The sequence below is a fragment of the Actinomycetospora sp. C-140 genome (assembly GCF_054796175.1).
Genome location: NZ_JBTWNF010000024.1, coordinates 43,105 through 59,230, shown reverse-complemented (window position 1 = coordinate 59,230; position 16,126 = coordinate 43,105). Strand labels below are relative to the sequence as shown.

Annotated in this window: 16 protein-coding genes; 11 read left to right on the top strand and 5 right to left on the bottom strand. The window is 75.2% G+C overall.

What is annotated here, in order from left to right; genetic code table 11:
- Positions 1 to 1,016 precede the first annotated feature (1,016 nt).
- On the bottom strand, positions 1,017 to 2,591 hold the full coding sequence (locus ACR9E3_RS29350) for an RNA polymerase sigma factor (protein WP_460384414.1): 1,575 nt from the start codon (positions 2,589 to 2,591) through the stop codon (positions 1,017 to 1,019).
- A 106-nt stretch (positions 2,592 to 2,697) separates the two neighbouring features.
- Here ACR9E3_RS29350 and ACR9E3_RS29345 point away from each other — a divergent pair, with 106 nt between their 5' ends.
- Entirely contained in the window at positions 2,698 to 3,516 is an 819-nt protein-coding gene (locus tag ACR9E3_RS29345) for an inositol monophosphatase family protein (protein WP_460384413.1), read from the top strand.
- Here the strand turns inward: ACR9E3_RS29345 and cei are convergent.
- Positions 3,513 to 4,169: an envelope integrity protein Cei gene (cei, locus tag ACR9E3_RS29340; protein WP_460384412.1), complete on the bottom strand. Its 657-nt coding sequence runs from the start codon at positions 4,167 to 4,169 to the stop codon at positions 3,513 to 3,515. The two genes, ACR9E3_RS29345 and cei, sit on opposite strands and share 4 nt — an antisense overlap.
- 315 nt (positions 4,170 to 4,484) lie before the next feature.
- Here cei and ACR9E3_RS29335 point away from each other — a divergent pair, with 315 nt between their 5' ends.
- The gene (locus ACR9E3_RS29335; RefSeq protein WP_116706156.1) at positions 4,485 to 4,787 is read left to right on the top strand and encodes a DUF4193 domain-containing protein; all 303 of its coding nucleotides are present in this window, start codon (positions 4,485 to 4,487) and stop codon (positions 4,785 to 4,787) included.
- 4 nt (positions 4,788 to 4,791) lie between these two features.
- Here ACR9E3_RS29335 and ACR9E3_RS29330 read toward each other — a convergent pair whose 3' ends face one another.
- Positions 4,792 to 5,298 carry a DUF3093 domain-containing protein gene (locus ACR9E3_RS29330; RefSeq protein ID WP_460384411.1) on the bottom strand — a complete coding sequence of 169 codons (507 nt, stop codon included), beginning with the start codon at positions 5,296 to 5,298 and terminating at the stop codon, positions 4,792 to 4,794.
- Positions 5,299 to 5,326: 28 nt separating this feature from the next.
- Between ACR9E3_RS29330 and dut the strand changes: the two genes are divergently transcribed.
- The 4 genes from dut (at position 5,327) to ACR9E3_RS29310 (ending at position 7,962) form a co-directional block, all read left to right on the top strand.
- Positions 5,327 to 5,806 (top strand): dUTP diphosphatase, encoded by a 480-nt coding sequence (gene dut / locus ACR9E3_RS29325; protein ID WP_460384468.1) that lies wholly within the window; start codon positions 5,327 to 5,329, stop codon positions 5,804 to 5,806.
- Positions 5,803 to 6,531, top strand: a complete 729-nt coding sequence (locus tag ACR9E3_RS29320; RefSeq protein WP_460384410.1) for a DUF3710 domain-containing protein — start codon at positions 5,803 to 5,805, stop codon at positions 6,529 to 6,531. Before dut ends, ACR9E3_RS29320 begins: the two co-directional genes overlap by 4 nt.
- Before the next feature lie 121 nt (positions 6,532 to 6,652).
- Positions 6,653 to 7,027 carry an OB-fold nucleic acid binding domain-containing protein gene (locus ACR9E3_RS29315; RefSeq protein WP_460384408.1) on the top strand — a complete coding sequence of 125 codons (375 nt, stop codon included), beginning with the start codon at positions 6,653 to 6,655 and terminating at the stop codon, positions 7,025 to 7,027.
- A gap of 152 nt (positions 7,028 to 7,179) precedes the next feature.
- Entirely contained in the window at positions 7,180 to 7,962 is a 783-nt protein-coding gene (locus tag ACR9E3_RS29310) for a DUF3159 domain-containing protein (protein ID WP_460384407.1), read from the top strand.
- Between the two features lie 53 nt (positions 7,963 to 8,015).
- On the opposite strand, the gene ACR9E3_RS29305 is transcribed toward ACR9E3_RS29310, so the two are convergent.
- Both ACR9E3_RS29305 and ACR9E3_RS29300 read right to left on the bottom strand, forming a co-directional pair.
- Complete coding sequence (locus ACR9E3_RS29305; protein WP_460384405.1) at positions 8,016 to 8,684, bottom strand: potassium channel family protein; 669 nt, start codon at positions 8,682 to 8,684, stop codon at positions 8,016 to 8,018.
- Positions 8,685 to 8,712: 28 nt separating this feature from the next.
- Positions 8,713 to 9,378, bottom strand: coding sequence for a potassium channel family protein (locus ACR9E3_RS29300; protein ID WP_460384404.1), 666 nt, complete (start codon positions 9,376 to 9,378; stop codon positions 8,713 to 8,715).
- Positions 9,379 to 9,557: 179 nt separating this feature from the next.
- On the opposite strand from ACR9E3_RS29300, the gene ACR9E3_RS29295 reads away from it, so the two are divergent.
- The 5 genes from ACR9E3_RS29295 to ACR9E3_RS29275 are packed head-to-tail and all read left to right on the top strand — an operon-like array spanning position 9,558 to position 16,084.
- A complete protein-coding gene (locus ACR9E3_RS29295; RefSeq protein WP_460384402.1) occupies positions 9,558 to 11,684 on the top strand; it encodes an APC family permease in 2,127 nt (708 codons plus the stop codon).
- Positions 11,681 to 12,919, top strand: a complete 1,239-nt coding sequence (locus ACR9E3_RS29290; protein ID WP_460384401.1) for a class I SAM-dependent RNA methyltransferase — start codon at positions 11,681 to 11,683, stop codon at positions 12,917 to 12,919. Before ACR9E3_RS29295 ends, ACR9E3_RS29290 begins: the two co-directional genes overlap by 4 nt.
- 44 nt (positions 12,920 to 12,963) lie before the next feature.
- Positions 12,964 to 14,157, top strand: a complete 1,194-nt coding sequence (locus tag ACR9E3_RS29285; RefSeq protein WP_460384400.1) for an amidohydrolase family protein — start codon at positions 12,964 to 12,966, stop codon at positions 14,155 to 14,157.
- On the top strand, positions 14,154 to 15,497 hold the full coding sequence (locus ACR9E3_RS29280) for a M20 metallopeptidase family protein (protein ID WP_460384398.1): 1,344 nt from the start codon (positions 14,154 to 14,156) through the stop codon (positions 15,495 to 15,497). Before ACR9E3_RS29285 ends, ACR9E3_RS29280 begins: the two co-directional genes overlap by 4 nt.
- Complete coding sequence (locus ACR9E3_RS29275) at positions 15,494 to 16,084, top strand: class I SAM-dependent methyltransferase (RefSeq protein WP_460384397.1); 591 nt, start codon at positions 15,494 to 15,496, stop codon at positions 16,082 to 16,084. Before ACR9E3_RS29280 ends, ACR9E3_RS29275 begins: the two co-directional genes overlap by 4 nt.
- Positions 16,085 to 16,126 lie beyond the last annotated feature (42 nt).

The following is a 16,126-nucleotide window of genomic DNA, read 5'->3' as shown; positions in this document are numbered from 1 at the left end:
GGCGGGCGCTGCTCCACCGGCTGCGGCTGCGCCACCGGGCGCGACTGCTCCGCCGGGCGCGACGGCGCCGCCGGGCGCGAGGGCTCCGCCGGGGGTCACCGCACCGCCCGGGGTCACCGCGCCGCCCGGGGCGACCGCTCCACCGGCCGCGCCACCCGGGACGATCGGTGCGGCCACGACCGGCCCGCCGGCCGCGGGAGTGCCGCCGGCAGGGGTGCCGCCTGCCGGGGTGCCGCCCGCGGGAGTGCCACCCGCAGGAGTGCCACCCGCAGGAGCGCCGGGCACACCACCGGGCGCGCCGGCCGGCGCGCCTCCGGCCACGGGGCCGGCACCGGGCGGCACGGCACCCGGCGCACCCGGGCCCGTTCCCGGCGGCACCGCGCCCGGCGTTGCGGGACCGGAACCCGGAGGCACGGCGCCGGGGACACCGGGGCCGGACGGGACCGTCTCCGGCGACGGGCCGGGGAGCGGCCCGGTCGCGGAGGTCGAGCCGGGCGTCCCCGGGGGCGAGGTGGTCGGTGTCGCCACCGGTGCGGTCGAGCCGCCGCCGCCGAGCGCGAGCACGCCCACGAGGGCGGCCACGGCCGCGAGAGCGATCAGGACGATGCCCGCGATCCGTAGCCTCGACGCGTCGAAGTTCCCGGGTCCTGTCATCTCTGGCCCCCCATCCACCCCGGGGCTCCCGGCCCCGCATTCACTCGATCGGATGTTTAGGTCGAGGATGAGACCACGATCGATACCTCCCGCCGGGGCGACGCGCCGCACGGCACGCGGTCGACGCTGAATCGGACGCAGCGGGCAGTTCCCGGACGTCGGGGGCGAATGAGCGCGGCCACGACGAACACGACGCGCGCGGCCGACCGCGGTGACGGCCTGCGGAACGTGCCGCTCGGCGGGGCCCGGGCGACCGCGCTCCTCACACTCCGGAGAGATCGAAGTGGAGAGCACCGCGAGGGGGCCTCACGACGACGGCCCCCGGAGCCGCAGCTCCGGGGGCCGTCGATCGCGCGGGGGCGCTAGTCCAGGTAGTCGCGCAGGACCTGCGAGCGCGAGGGGTGGCGCAGCTTCGACATCGTCTTCGACTCGATCTGGCGGATGCGCTCGCGCGTCACGCCGTAGACCTGGCCGATCTCGTCGAGGGTGCGCGGCTGGCCGTCGGTGAGGCCGAAGCGCAGGCGCACGACGCCGGCCTCGCGCTCGGACAGCGTCGCGAGCACCGACTGCAGCTGGTCCTGCAGCAGCGTGAAGGAGACCGCGTCGACGGCGACGACCGCCTCCGAGTCCTCGATGAAGTCGCCGAGCTGGGAGTCGCCCTCGTCGCCGATGGTCTGGTCGAGGCTGATGGGCTCCCGGGCGTACTGCTGGATCTCCAGCACCTTGTCCGGGGTGATGTCCATCTCCTTGGCGAGCTCCTCGGGCGTGGGCTCGCGGCCCAGGTCCTGGAGCAGCTCGCGCTGGATGCGACCGAGCTTGTTGATGACCTCGACCATGTGCACCGGGATGCGGATGGTGCGCGCCTGGTCGGCCATCGCGCGGGTGATGGCCTGGCGGATCCACCACGTCGCGTAGGTCGAGAACTTGTAGCCCTTGGTGTAGTCGAACTTCTCGACCGCACGGATCAGGCCCAGGTTGCCCTCCTGGATGAGGTCCAGGAACGCCATGCCGCGGCCGGTGTAGCGCTTGGCCAGCGAGACGACCAGGCGGAGGTTCGCCTCGAGCAGGTGGGACTTGGCGCGCTCGCCGTCGCGGACGATCCACCGCAGGTCGCGCCGCATCTGCGTCGCGAGCTCCTGCTGGGCCTCGGCGACCTTGCGCAGCCGCTCGGAGGCGTAGAGGCCGGCCTCGATGCGCTTGGCGAGCTCGACCTCCTCCTCGGCGTTGAGCAGCGCCACCTTGCCGATCTGCTTGAGGTAGGCGCGGACCGAGTCGGCGGACGCGGTGAGCTCGGCGTCCTTGCGCGCCTGGCGCAGCGCCTCGGACTCCTCCTCGTCCCAGACGAAGTCGCCGGACTTCTTGTCCTCCTCGGTGGGCTCCTCGGTCTCGACCTCGGCGGCCTCGACCACCTCGGCGCCCAGGACGACGACGTCCTCGGTGAGCTCGGAGGCCGCGGCCTCGAGCTCCGCGCCCTCGAGCCCCTCGAGGTCGGCACCCTCGGGCCCGTCGGCGCCCTCGATCTCCTCCGCGCCCTCGGGCGCGTCGGCGTCGGTCTTCGCCGCGGCACCGTTCTTTGCGCCCTTGGCGGGCGCCTTCTTGGCACCCTTGGCCGAGCGGCCGGCCGCCTTCTTCGCCGGCGCCGGAGCGTCCTCGCCGGCGGCCACCACACCGACCGGACCGCCCGTGGCGGTGGCGTCGGTGTCGGCCGCGTCGGAGGCGCGGCGTCGGGTTGCGGACTTTGCGGCTGCCACAGACGACCTTTCGTGACGAACGGCTGCACGGCGATACTCGGATCGACGAGCCCGGGCCCCCCTGGCGGGCGACCCGGACGCGAGGCCGGCGCGTGAAGGAGCCGGTCTCGACCGGTGTCCCGCCTCGGCTCGCGCTCCATTGTAACGAGCGTGAGCACTCCCCGTCGCACCTCGCGGTCGCGACACCGTGGGTACCGGGCCCGAGCGGGGTACCGGGATCGATTCCGACTGCTGCAGAGCGCGATCATCCTGGCGTCGTCGTGTGGACACCTCCGTGTGGTCGGATGCGCCGGTGGACCCCGTCGACCCGCTCGCCCTGGAGCAGCTCGCGGTCGCGATCGCGTGCGAGACCGCGGCGCTCGCCTTCGCGGTGCGCGACCGTGTCGTGAGCCCCGACCGCCTCGACACCAAGAGCTCGGCCACCGACGTCGTCACCGAGGGCGACACGGCCTGCGAGGCGCTGGTCCGCGAGCGGCTCGCCGCGGCCCGCCCGGGCGACCTCGTGCTCGGCGAGGAGGGCGGCACGAGCGGCATCCCGGCGCCCGGCCAGGTGCGATGGGTCGTCGACCCGATCGACGGCACCGTCAACTACACCCACGGCCTGCCGTGGTTCTCGGTGTCGCTGGGCGCCGAGGTGGACGGTGTGGTGGTCGCGGGTGCGGTCGTCGAACCCGTCTCCGGGCGGGTGTGGCGAGCGGCACGGGGACACGGCGCCCACCGTGACGACGAGCCGCTGCGGGCCTCGGAGCAGGACGACCTGGGCCTCGCCGTCGTCGGCACCGGCCTGAACTACGACCCCGCCCGGCGCGGCCGCCAGGCGGCGGTGCTGGCCCGGATCGCCACGCGGATCGGCGACGTGCGCCGCACCGGCTGCGCGTCGCTCGACCTGTGCTCGGTCGCCGCGGGCTGGCTCGACGGTTTCTACGAGCACGGGCTGCACGCCTGGGACGTCGCCGCCGGCGGCCTCGTCGCCGAGGAGGCCGGGGCGGTGGTGCGGCTGCCGGGCGCCGACCCCGAGGGCCTGGGGGAGAGCGCGACCCTCGTCGCGGCCCCCGCGCTCGCCGGGCCGCTGACGGAGCTGCTCGTCGCCGAGGGCGCCGGAGTGGTCTAGGAGCTGCAGTCCACCGAGCGCAGCGCGGTGAGGGCCGCGTCGTCGGGCACGCTCGCGGGGTTGCCCGAGCCGTCGGTGGCCGTCTGTCGAGCGAGGGCGCGCAGGGCCTCGGTGACCGGCTGGCCGGGGGAGATGTCCCGGAAGTCGTCGCCCAGCGCCAGGTCGACCTCGCCGCCCGACCGACCGTCCGAGACCAGCTCGGCGCAGGGCACGACCAGGCTGAGCGTGCGCGCGGCCCCCGCGCCGTCGGGCCCGTAGCGGATCTGGCCCACGCAGGAGAGGTCCTGCGACGGGTAGAGCGGGTCGTTGTCGGGCGGGGCGGCCTCGGCGATCCCGAGCTCGCCCAGCTCGGCGGCCGCGAGCTGCGCCTGGCCGCGCTGGCCGGCACCGTTGAGCACCTTGACGCGGACGTCGCCGGGCGCGGCCGCCTGCTGGTCGTCGAGGGCGTCCGTCGGCTGCGGCGAGCCGGCGCCCGCCACCGGCGAGGTGTTGCAGCTGGTGACCGAGCCCGCGGTGGAGCTCGTGAACACGATGGTCCAGGTGACGATGCTCGCCACGGCCAGCACGGCCACGAGCACCGTCGCGGGCCACATGTTGCGCCGCCGGTAGACGTCGCGGACCTTCTCCGTGCCCGCCCTGACCGTGCCGACCAACCGACGTCCTCCCGCCCCGACTCCGCACCCGTCCCCGCGGGTGCGGACCAGGGTAGTGGTGGTCGCCGCCGTGGCGGACTCCTCCGTCGTCGCGGCGCGCCCCGGGGGTCGGCTGACCGGACGGGGTCCCATGGGTTACCCTCCCGCCGCTCCACAGCCGCGCGGACATCACGTCGTCCGTGCCGAGGGACCTCCCAGATGAGATCCGGGTCACTTTCAGGCCCGGCACAAACGGTCGCCGTCCCGCGTTGTGGAGCCGCACGACCGAGATGGAACCGGGCAGGAAACCGGGCAAGACCGAGGGTGGGAACCGCTATGGCGACCGACTACGACGCCCCGCGCCGCAACGAGACCGACGAGATGGGCGAGGACTCCCTCGAGGAGCTCAAGGCCCGCCGCAACGAAGCGCAGTCCGCCGCCGTCGACGTCGACGAGACCGACACCGCCGAGAGCTTCGAGCTCCCCGGCGCCGACCTCTCCGGCGAGGAACTGACGGTCCGCGTGCTGCCGAAGCAGGCCGACGAGTTCACGTGTGGGAGCTGCTTCCTCGTGCACCACCGCAGCCGTCTCGCGGACCAGCGTGGAGGCATGTTCATCTGCCGCGATTGCGCGGCCTGACGACTCACCGCAGAGCAGCGAGGAGCTGCTCCGGGTGACGGGTGGACACGACCCAGTACGGGGTGGGGTCGTCCGGGTCGAGGACCTCGATCCGGACGACCGGACCCACCCACGGCCGGTGGAGCACGAAGGCCTGCGGGTCGAGCTGAGGACCCAGCGCGAGGCGCTTGTCCTCGCCCGTGACCACGTCGACCCGACCGATCGCCGACACCGGCAGGTGCGCCGGACCGGCCCGCAGCTCCCGCTGCGCACCGGTGCCGCTCACGGCGACGCGCACGCGGCCCATCCACACGAGCAGGGCCACGGCGATCGGGATCAGCAGGACGTACGGCAGCCAGGCACGCACGCCCGGGTGCCCCATGTGGAGCTCCGCGGCCAGCAGCACGGCGACCAGCACCGTCGGCGGCCACCACCACCACGGCACGCCGAGGCGCTCGGCGTGCTCACCGCCGGAAGCCGGGCTCGTGCCCGACCCGGCGTCGGATCCCGGTGAGGGCCGCGGGGAGCTCACGACACCCAGAGTAGTCTCGCCCGCCGTGGTGCCGGTTGACGTCGTCCGCCTCGACCCCGGGCTGCCGCTCCCGTCCCGGGCCCGCCCCGGCGACGCCGGCGCGGATCTGGCCGCGGCCCGCGACGTGACCCTCGCCCCCGGGGAGCGCGCGCTCGTGGGCACGGGGATCGCGCTCGTGCTGCCCGAGGGCTACGCGGCGTTCGTCATGCCGCGCTCCGGGCTCGCGGTGCGCGAGGGCGTCGGGCTGCTGAACTCACCGGGCACCGTGGACGCCGGCTACCGGGGCGAGATCATGGTGTGCCTGGTCAACCACGACCCGGCCGGGACCGTCACGGTGCGGCGCGGCGACCGCGTCGCGCAGCTGGTGATCCAGCGGGTGGAGCAGGCCGAGTTCCGGGTGCTGGAGGGCGTCGACGACCTCGAGACGCTCGCCACGGTCGCGCCGTCGGCACGGGGAGCGGGCGGGTTCGGCTCGTCCGGCACGGGGACGGAAGGAGAGCATCGGTGAGCGAGGGCGCAGGACGGCACCGGCATCGTGGCGGGCGCGTCGCGCAGGTGCCGTCGGCCGCCGACCCCGCGGGGCGGCGTCACCACCAGCGGCAGGGCCCCTGGGACGCCGAGGACGCCCCGCGCGACGGCCGGCTGCGCCTCGACCTGGGCTCGGTGCAGCTGCCGGTGCCCCGCGGGGCACGCCTGAAGGCCGAGCCCGACCCCTCCGGCCCGCTGCGGGCGGTCCACGCGATGATCCCCGAGGGCCGGCTGACGGTCAGCGCCTTCGCCGCGCCGCGCACCGGCGGGCTGTGGCCCGAGCTGGTCGAGGAGCTCGCCGCCCAGCTGCAGTCCGAGGGCGCGACGATCCGACGCGACCGGGGGGAGTGGGGTCGCGAGCTGGTGGCCCGCAACGGCAACACCGTCGCCCGCGTCGTCGGTGTCGAAGGGCCCCGCTGGATGCTGCGCGGGGTCGGGACCGGGCCGGTCGAGCACGCGCTCAAGCTGCACGGGCTGCTGCGGGAGATGATCCGCGGCACCGTGGTCGTGCGGTCGTCGGACCCGCTGCCGGTGCGCTCGCTGCTGCCGCTCGAGGTGCCCGAGGACGTGCCGCCGGAGTTCGCGGACTCCCTGGTCGAGTCGATGCCGACCAAGCCGCGCCAGATCACCCGGCCGGAAGGTCCCGTGATCCCGATGATGCTGCCGCAGCGCGCGGGCGCGGGGACGTCGCCGGGCCGCGGCTGACGCCCGTTCCGGAGTGTGGGACGGGCATACCGATGGCGCACGATCCGTTTATCCTTCAGTCATCCGCGGCCGAGGGTGCCCGTCCGGGCGCACTGCCGCGGGGACGCACGGGAGCGTTGTGATGACCGCCGAGACCGGATTCCTGCGCCGCATGGTCCGCCGCCTCACCTCCGACGTCGGCGACCTCGACGCCGACGACCTCTCCGCCGAGGCCGTGCGCTCGGGATGCAACCGCGCGTGCGACTCGAGCACCGGGGAGTCCGTCACCGTCAAGGGCCGGCTGCGGTCGGTGGAGATCTGCCCGCGCGGGTCGGTGGCCACCCTCGAGGCGGAGCTCTTCGACGGCACCGACGGCGTCACCCTCGTGTGGTTGGGACGCCGCCGGATCCCGGGCATCGAGCCGGGTCGTACGGTGCGTGCGAGCGGGCGGGTCGCCGTCCGCGACGGACGCAAGGTCATCTACAACCCCTACTACGAGCTGCAGCGGGCGCCCTGAGCCGAGCAGGGCACACGCCGCCCCGGGAGACCGCCATCCGACCCGACACGCGCAGCGGCGGCCAGCACGGCGCCGACCCGAGGCCCGACCGCCCCCGCTCCGCAGACCCCGCCGTCGCCGAGAACGCCGACGTCGACCCGCCGACCGGGCCCGTGCGAGGCCTGTGCGGCTCCGGGAACACCGAGCCGCCGACCGAGGTGCTCGCCACGCCGCCCGGCCCGGCCGACGAGGCCGGCGCGCTCGACGAGCCCGAGCAGGCCGACGGCGAGGAGGAGGCCGCCGGCCCGAAGAGGGCGCCCACGCTGCTTGACCAGATGGGCGGGATCTCCGGGATCGTCGCCTCCGGCGTCCCGGTGGTCGTGTTCGTCGTGGTCCAGGCCGTCGCGGGCAACCTCGTCGCCTCGATCATCGCCGCCGTGGTCTCGGCGGTCGCCGTGGCCGGGTGGCGCCTGGTGCGCGGCGAGGCCGTGCAGCCCGCGCTCTCGGGCCTGCTCGGCGTCGCGGTGTGCGCGTTCGTCGCCTGGCGCACGGGCGAGGCCAAGGGGTTCTTCCTGCTCGGCATCTGGACGAGTCTGATCTACGGCGGCGTCTTCCTGCTCTCGGTGATCGCCCGGCGCCCGCTGGTCGGGGTGATCTGGCACCTCGTCAACGGCGAGGGCCAGACCTGGCGGCGGGACCCCCGGGTCCTCCGGGCCTTCGACCTCGCCTCGCTCGCCTGGGTCCTCGTCTTCGGCGCCCGGTTCGTGGTCCAGCGCTGGCTCTACGACTCCGCCTACGCCGACACCTGGCTGGGCTGGGTCCGCATCGCCATGGGCGTGCCGCTCGCCGCCCTCGCCGCCCTCGTCACGGTCTGGGCCATCCGGCGCAGCCGCGCGGCGTCCCACGGCGAGCCGGCGCCCGGGCGACGGAGATCAACGGGGCGAACGCGCGCATAGAAGCAGTGAACATCCAGCTGAGCACGCCGATAGGGCGTTCGCTGCGACACACCTCAGTCGTCCGGGCCGCCCTGGAGGACGCGCTGGATCTCCTCCTCGACGTCCTCGCCGGCGACGAACATCATCTCGTCGCCAGGCTCGAGGGGATCGTCGGCCTGGGGGACGATGACCCGCCCGCCGCGCAGGATGGCGACGAGGGCGGCCTCGCGGGGCAGGGGCAGCTCGCGGACCGCGCGCCCGGCCAGCGGCGTGGTGGCGGGCAGCGTGACCTCGACGAGGTTGGCCGTGCCCTGGCGCAGCGTCATCAGGCGCACGAGGTCGCCGACGGAGACGGCCTCCTCGACCATCGCGGCGAGCATGCGCGGGGTGGAGACGGCGACGTCGACGCCCCACGCGTCGGTGAAGAGCCACTCGTTGCGCGGGTCGTTGACGCGCGCGACGACGCGGCGCACCGCGAACTCGGTCTTCGCGAGCAGCGAGACGACGAGGTTGACCTTGTCGTCGCCCGTGGCCGCGATGACGACGTCGCAGCCCTGCAGGCGCGCCTCCTCCAGCGAGGCGAGCTCGCAGGCGTCGGCGTGCACCCACTCCGCCTGCGGCACCGCCTCGGGCTCGACGTGGGCGAGGTCACGCTCGATGAGCATGACCTCGTGGTCGGCCTCGACGAGCTCGGCGGCGATCGAGCGGCCCACCGCCCCCGCTCCCGCCACGGTCACACGCATCGGTCGTTCCTCCCCGGCACACGCATGGCTACTCCGCCCTCTCCGGGGACGTCGCCGCGGCGGCGGTGACGGCGGCGACCGTGCCGCTGACGGCGGCCGCGTACACGACGTCCTCGGCCTGCAGCACCGTCTCGTTCGTGGTGAGCAGGCCGGTGCCGAACCGCACGATGAAGGCCACGCGGCTGCCGGTGGCCTCCTCGAGCTCGGTGACGGGGCGGCCCGACCAGTCCTCGTGGAAGTGCAGCTGCATGATCGCGACGGTGCCCGAGGGGTCGCGCCAGGCGGTCGCGACGCCGTCGGGCAGCAGCATCCGCAGCAGCCGGTCGGTGGTCCAGGGCACGGTCGCGACCGTGGGGATGCCGAGCCGCTCGTAGACCGCGGCGCGCTTGGCGTCGTAGATGCGCGCCACGACCTGGCCGACGCCGAAGGTCTCGCGGGCCACGCGCGCGGCGATGATGTTCGAGTTGTCGCCGGAGGACACCGCGGCGAAGGCCTCGGCGCGGTGGATGCCGGCGGCGGTGAGCACCTCGCGGTCGAACCCGGTGCCGACGACCTCTTGGCCGTGGAAATCGCTGCCCAGACGCCGGAACGCCTGCGGGTCGCGGTCGACGACGGCCACGTCGTGGCCGAGCCGCTCGAGGGCCAGCGAGAGGGACGACCCCACGCGCCCGCAGCCCATCACGACGATGTGCACCGCGTCATCCCTGCCTCCCCGACCGCTGCCTGTGGGCGGTGCGCACCGTATCGCCCGGAGCGTCCGTCCGACCGACCTCCCGACCCTCGGACGGGGGTCGATGGTCGAGCTCCGCTCCGCTACGTCTCCTGCCCGCGCCGGGTGCGCCGGAGCGCCCCCGCGCGCCTACGCTTCCGGTTGTGCCCAAGCTCGCCACGGCGACCAAGCGACTGCTGCTCGGTCTCCCGTTCCGCAGCGACGAACTGCACGGCACCCTGCTGCGCAAGCGCATCGCCCTGCCGGTGTTCGCCTCCGACGCCCTGTCGTCGGTCGCCTACGCCCCGCAGGAGGTGCTGATCACCCTCTCGCTGGCCGGGCTCGGCGCGTACGTGCTCTCGCCGTGGGTCGGGGTGGCCGTCATCGTCGTGCTGGCGACGGTCGTGGTGAGCTACCGCCAGAACGTGCACGCCTACCCGTCGGGCGGCGGGGACTACGAGATCGCGACGGTCAACCTCGGGAAGTACGCCGGGCTCACCGTGGCGAGCGCCCTGCTCGTCGACTACACGCTCACCGTCGCGGTGTCGGTCTCGTCGGCCGCCGACAACCTCGGGGCCCTGATCCCGTTCGTCGGCGACCACAAGGTGTTCTTCGCCGTCGCCGCGATCCTGGTGCTGACGGCGATCAACCTGCGCGGGGTGCGCGAGTCGGGCATCACGTTCGCGATCCCGACCTACTGCTTCATCGTCTGCCTCGCCGGCATGATCGTCGTCGGCGTCCTGCGCGTCGTCTTCGGCGACGGTCTCGTCGCGCCCAGCGCGGGCTTCGGCGTGCTGACCGAGGACGGCGGCTCCTCGACCAGCGACCTCTCCCAGCTCGCCCTGGTCTTCCTCGTGCTCCGGTCGTTCACCCAGGGCTGCGCGGCGCTGACCGGCGTCGAGGCGATCTCCAACGGCGTGCCGGCGTTCCGCAAGCCCAAGTCGCGGAACGCGGCCACGACGCTCGCGATGCTCGGGCTGATCTCGGTGTTCCTGTTCTCGGGGATGATCGCCCTGGCCCGCGCGTCGGGCGTGGTGATGTCGGAGCGCCCCGAGCAGCTCGTCGGCGCCCCGCCCGGCTACCGCCAGGAGACGCTGATCGCGCAGCTGGCGCGCACGGTGTTCGACGGCTTCCCGCCCGGGTTCTGGGCCGTCACGATCTTCACGGCGCTGATCCTGGTGCTCGCCGCCAACACCGCCTTCAACGGCTTCCCGGTGCTCGGCTCGATCCTCGCCCAGGACCGCTACCTGCCGCGCCAGCTGCACACGCGCGGCGACCGGCTCGCGTTCTCCAACGGGATCCTCTTCCTGGCGTTCTTCGCGGTCGTGCTCGTGGTGGGCTTCTCGGCCGAGGTCACCGCGCTGATCCCGCTCTACACCGTGGGCGTGTTCGTCTCGTTCACGCTGTCCCAGACCGGGATGGTGCGGCACTGGACCCGCCTGCTGCGCACCGAGACCGACACGGGGGAGCGCACCCGGCTGACCCGCTCGCGCTGGATCAGCGGCTTCGGCACCGCGATGACCGGCACCGTGCTGCTGGTCGTGCTGGTGACCAAGTTCATGGTCGGCGCCTGGATCGCCATCGTCGCCGGCGTCCTGGCCTTCCTCATGATGCTGTCGATCCGGCGCCACTACGACCGGGTCAGTGAGGAGATCGCCGCCCCGGACGTCATGACGAGCACGCTGCCCAGCCGCAATCACGCGATCGTGCTGGTCTCCCGGCTGCACATGCCGACGCTGCGCGCCGTCGCCTACGCCCGGGCCACCCGCCCGGACGTGCTCGAGGCGCTGACCGTGAACGTCGACGACGCCGACACCCGCTCGCTCGTCGCGGAGTGGGAGGCGCGGGACATCCCGGTGCCGCTCAAGGTCGTCGAGTCGCCCTACCGGGAGATCACGAAGCCGATCCTGCAGTACGTCAAGCGCATCCGGACCGACAACCCGCGCGACGTCGTCACCGTGTTCATCCCCGAGTACGTGCTCGGGCGCTGGTGGGAGCAGCTGCTGCACAACCAGAGCGCGCTGCGCCTCAAGGGCCGCCTGCTGTTCCAGCAGGGCGTCATGGTGGTCAGCGTGCCGTGGCAGCTGGAGTCCTCGAAGCGGGCCGCGGCGCGCCGGCCCCCGGGCGCCCCCGGCTCGGCCCGCCGGGGCTACGAGCCGCCGCCGGGCACGACCGCGGCCGCCGCGCCGTCCGACGCCGCGCCGGCCCCGCCGCCGAGCCCGGCGACGGCGGGCCGCACCCCGTCGCGCCCGGGCGGCCCGCGCGACGAGACGCCGGCCCGCCCGCGGTGAGGCCCGGGAGACGAAGCGCAGCGGAGCTCGACCCGACGGGTCGGGAGGTCCTCGACTGGACCGACCGCCTGCTCGAGGTCGACGTCGGTCCCGTGGCGCACGGCGGCCACTGCGTCGCCCGCCACGACGGCCGCGTGGTGTTCGTCCGCCACGCCCTGCCCGGCGAGCGGGTGCGGGTGGTGGTCACCGAGGACGGCGGCGGCTCGTTCTGCCGCGGCGACGCCGTGGCCGTCCTGCGGGAGTCGCCGGACCGGGTCGCGCCGGCGTGCGCCTGGGCCGGGCCCGGCGGGTGCGGGGGCTGCGACTGGCAGCACGCGACACCCGCGGCGCAGCGCGCGCTCAAGGCGGCGGTGGTGGCCGAGCAGCTCGCCCACCTGGCCGGGGTCGAGCGCGAGGTCGTCGTCGAGGAACTGCCCGGCGGGCCGCTGGACTGGCGCACGCGGATGCGGATGGCGGTCACCGACGACGGGCGGCCCGGCCTGCGGGCGCACCGCAGCCACGAGGTGCTGCCGGTCGGCGACTGCCCGATCGCGGCGCCCGGGGCGCTGGCCCCGGTCCTGGAGCGCGAGTGGACACCGACCGCCGAGGTCGAGGTGGTCCGCGACGCCGACGGCGAGGTCCACGCCGCCGAGCTGTTCGAGGGGGAGCGGCACCCCGAGGTCGGCAGCGGGGTCGCGCACGAGCGGGCCGCGGGGCGGGAGTGGGCGCTGCCGGCCGAGGCGTTCTGGCAGGTCCACCCGCACGCGGCCGACGCGGTGGTCGACGCGGTCCTCGAGGGCGCCGGCGACCTCGAGGCCGGCGCGTGCGTCTGGGACCTCTACGGCGGCGCCGGCCTGATCGCGGCGCCGCTCGCCGAGCGCGTCGGTCCCGGCGGCCGCGTCGTGCTGGTCGAGAGCGATCCGGCGGCGACGGCGGCGGCGGGCGAGTGCCTGGCCGACCTGCCGGCCGTGCAGGTGGTGCGGGGCCGGGTGGAGAAGACGCTCGGCGGGCTGCCCGGCCCGCCGTCGGTGATCGTCGCCGACCCCCCGCGCAAGGGGCTGGGACGGCGCCTGGCCGGCGAGCTCGGCGAGCGGGGCGCCGCGCGCGTCGTGCTCGTCGCCTGCGACCCCGCCGCGCTCGCCCGCGACGTCGCCGCGCTGGCCGGGCACGGCTACCGGCTGGAGCACCTGCGGGCGTTCGACGCCTTCCCGATGACCCATCACGTCGAATGCGTCGCAACCCTGCTCGCGACGTGAGGCGCTCCGGTACACAGGACCCGGCGGCGTCGAGGGAGTCACCGGTGAGCGGGAGCCCGAGCGGGAGCCTGGTGAGCGCGGGACTCGTGCCGGCCGGGCCGGTGAACTTCCTCGACGGCGTGCGCCTGGTCGACCACCACTGCCACAGCGTCGTCGACGGCCCGCTCGACCGGGCGGGGTTCGAGGCCCTGCTCACCGAGGGCGCGGCGCCGGCGGAGGGCACGAGCAGCTTCGACTCCGCGCTCGGGTTCTCGGTGCGCCGCTGGTGCGCGCCCGCGCTCGACCTGCCCGCCCACGCGGCCCCGGACGACTACCTCGCCCGGCGCGCCGAGCTCGGGCCCGACGAGGTGAACCGGCGCTTCCTCGGCGGGGCCGGGGTGGGGGCGCTGCTCGTCGACCACGGCTTCGCCGCCGGCGGCCTGCTCGCCCCCGCGGCCCTCGGGACCGCGGCGGGCGCCCCGGTCGGCGAGGTGGTGCGCCTCGAGACCGTGGCCGAGGCGGTCGCCGACGCGGGCGTGGACGCCGCGGGCTACGGCGACGCGCTGCGCGAGGCCGTCGCCACGCGCACCGACCCCGCGGCCGACCCGGTGCCCGTGGCCACCAAGAGCGTCCTGGCCTACCGCGCCGGGCTCGACGTCGACCCGACCCGCCCGGAACCCGCCGAGGTCAAGCAGGCCGCCGACCGCTGGCTGCGCGAGCGCGCGGACACCGGCGCGCCGGTGCGCGACCCCGTCCTGCTGCGCCACGGGCTCTGGGCCGGTCTCGACACCGGCCTGCCGCTGCAGCTGCACACCGGCTTCGGCGACCGTGACGAGGACCTGCACCGCGCCAACCCGGCCCTGCTCGTCGACCTCGCCCGGCTCGTCGAGCCGCTCGGCGTGCCGCTGATGCTGCTGCACTGCTACCCGTACCACCGGGAGGCGGCGTGGCTCGCCCAGGTGTTCGCGGTGGTGCACGTCGACGTCGGCCTCGCCGTGCCCTACACCGGTGCCCGGGCCGCCACGGTCGTCGCCGAGCTGCTCGAGCTCGCGCCCTTCGGGAAGGTCCTCTACTCCTCGGACGCCTTCGGACTCCCGGAGCTGCACCTGCTGGGGGCGCTGCGCTTCCGGTCGGCGCTGGGTGGTCTATTGGAGCACCTCTGCGCGACCGACGAGCTCGCGCCCGCCGACGCCGAACGGGTGGCCACCATGATCGGGACCGACAACGCGCGCCGCGTCTACGGGCGGATGCCGGGGTGAGTCCGCACGCCACGCCCCGTCCGGCGGTCCCCCCGCGGGTCGACCCGGCCCTGCGGGCGGCGCTGGACGCCGAGCTGGACGCCGCGGTCGCGCTGCGCCACGCCCTGCACCGGGAGCCCCGGCTCTCCGGCGACGAGGCCGACAGCCGCGACCTGGTGCTCGAGGCCCTGGCCGACGTCCTGCCCGCCACGCCCGACCCGGTCGCCGACACCGGCGCCATGGTGCGGCTGGGCGCGCCCGCCGAGGCCGGCGTCCCCGCCGTCGCCGTGCGCGCCGAGCTCGACGCCCTGCCCGTGGTCGAGCGCACCGGCCTGCCGTTCAGCGCCACCGGCCCCGCCGCCCACGTCTGCGGGCACGACGTGCACGTCGCGGCGCTGGTCGCCGTCCTGCGGGCCCTGGCGCGGGCCGGGGCCGACCGGGTCCCGACACCGGTGCTCGGGGTGTTCCAGCCGCGCGAGGAGAAGGCGCCGTCGGGCGCCGCCGACGTCGCCGCCGACGCGCGCTTCACCGCGCACGGTGCCGGGGCGATGGTCGGCGTCCACGTCCAGCCCGAGCTGCCGCGGGGCACCGTCTCGGTGCGCGGCGGCCCGGTCAACGCGTCGGCGGACGAGATCGAGATCGAGGTGCACGGGCGCGGGGGCCACGGCGGCTACCCGCACCGCACCCGCGACCCCGTGCTGGCGCTCGCCGAGATCGTCAGCGGCGTGCACCACATCGTGTCCCGCCGCGTCGACCCGATGACCGCCGGCGTCATCACGCTCGGGCAGATGGAGGCCGGGTCGGCGCCGAACGTCGTGCCCGAGACCGCGACGGCGCGGGGCACGGTGCGCGCCCTCGACGCCGACCGCGACGAGCTGCTCGCCGCCGTGCGGGCCGTGGTCGAGAACACGGCCCGGGCGTACGGGTGCGAGGCGACGCTCACCGTCGTGCCCAACGAGCCGGCCGTCGTCAACGACGAGGCGCTGTCCCGCACGGTCGCCCGGGCACTCGGGAGCCGGCGTGCCGACGACCAGGTGAACGGCACCGGGACGTCCGGCGACGGAGCGCCCGACGGTCCCGAGGTCACCGGGCTCGTGCTCGACACCACCTTCCGTTCCTGCGGCGCCGACGACTTCAGCCACTACGGTGAGCACCTGCCGTCGTTGATGCTGTTCGTGGGCACGGCCGCGGCCGGGACGACCCCGGGCGAGGGACCGGGCCTGCACCACCCCGAGTTCTCGCCCGACGACGCGATGGTCGGCGAGGTCGCCCGCGCGCTCCTCGCCGCCGTCACCGCGACGGGCGCGGCGCTCGCGCCACCCGCCGTCCCCTCGCACCCCGGAGCCGACGAGCCATCGTGACCGAGACCCAGGCGATCCAGGCCTTCGCCCGCGAGTTCCTCCGCGACCCGCTGCACGTCGCGGCGCTCTTCCCGAGCTTCCCCCCGCTGTGCCGCCAGGCCGCGGCGCCCCTGCCCGAGACCGGTGACCCGGTGGTGCTCGACCTCGGTGCCGGCACCGGCCAGGTCACCGACGTCCTCCAGGAGCGGTTGCACGGGCGGGGCCGGCACATCGCGGTGGAGTTCAACCCCCGGATGGCCGAGGTCCTCGCCGAGCGCCACCCGAAGGTCGAGGTGATCTGCGACGACGCCCACGCGGTGGTCGACCGCATGCTCGCCGAGGGGGTGCGGGTCGATCTCGCCATCTCCGGACTGCCGTGGCTCGCCACGGCGCCGAAGGACCGCTCGATCTTCGCGCCGCTGGCCCGTCTCGTCGCCCCGGGCGGCGCCGTGACGCAGCTCGCGCACGCCTGGATCCGGTTCTTCCCGACCGCGAAGCAGGTGCAGCGCAACCTCGAGGCGAACTTCGAGGAGGTCGTGGTCAGCCGCACGGTGCTGGCGAACGTGCCGCCCGCGGTGGTCTACATCGCCCGTCGCCCGCGTCACTGAGACCCGCGTCGTCGCGCGCTGCGGGGCCGCCGCGCCTCCGTA

What these genes read in the sequence shown, in the direction of transcription:
- ACR9E3_RS29335 (WP_116706156.1), top strand. Translation starts at nt 4,485, where the DNA reads ATGGCGACCGACTACGACGCCCCGCGCCGCAACGAGACCGACGAGATG.
- ACR9E3_RS29305 (WP_460384405.1), bottom strand. Translation starts at nt 8,684, where the DNA reads ATGCGTGTGACCGTGGCGGGAGCGGGGGCGGTGGGCCGCTCGATCGCC.
- ACR9E3_RS29315 (WP_460384408.1), top strand. Translation starts at nt 6,653, where the DNA reads ATGACCGCCGAGACCGGATTCCTGCGCCGCATGGTCCGCCGCCTCACC.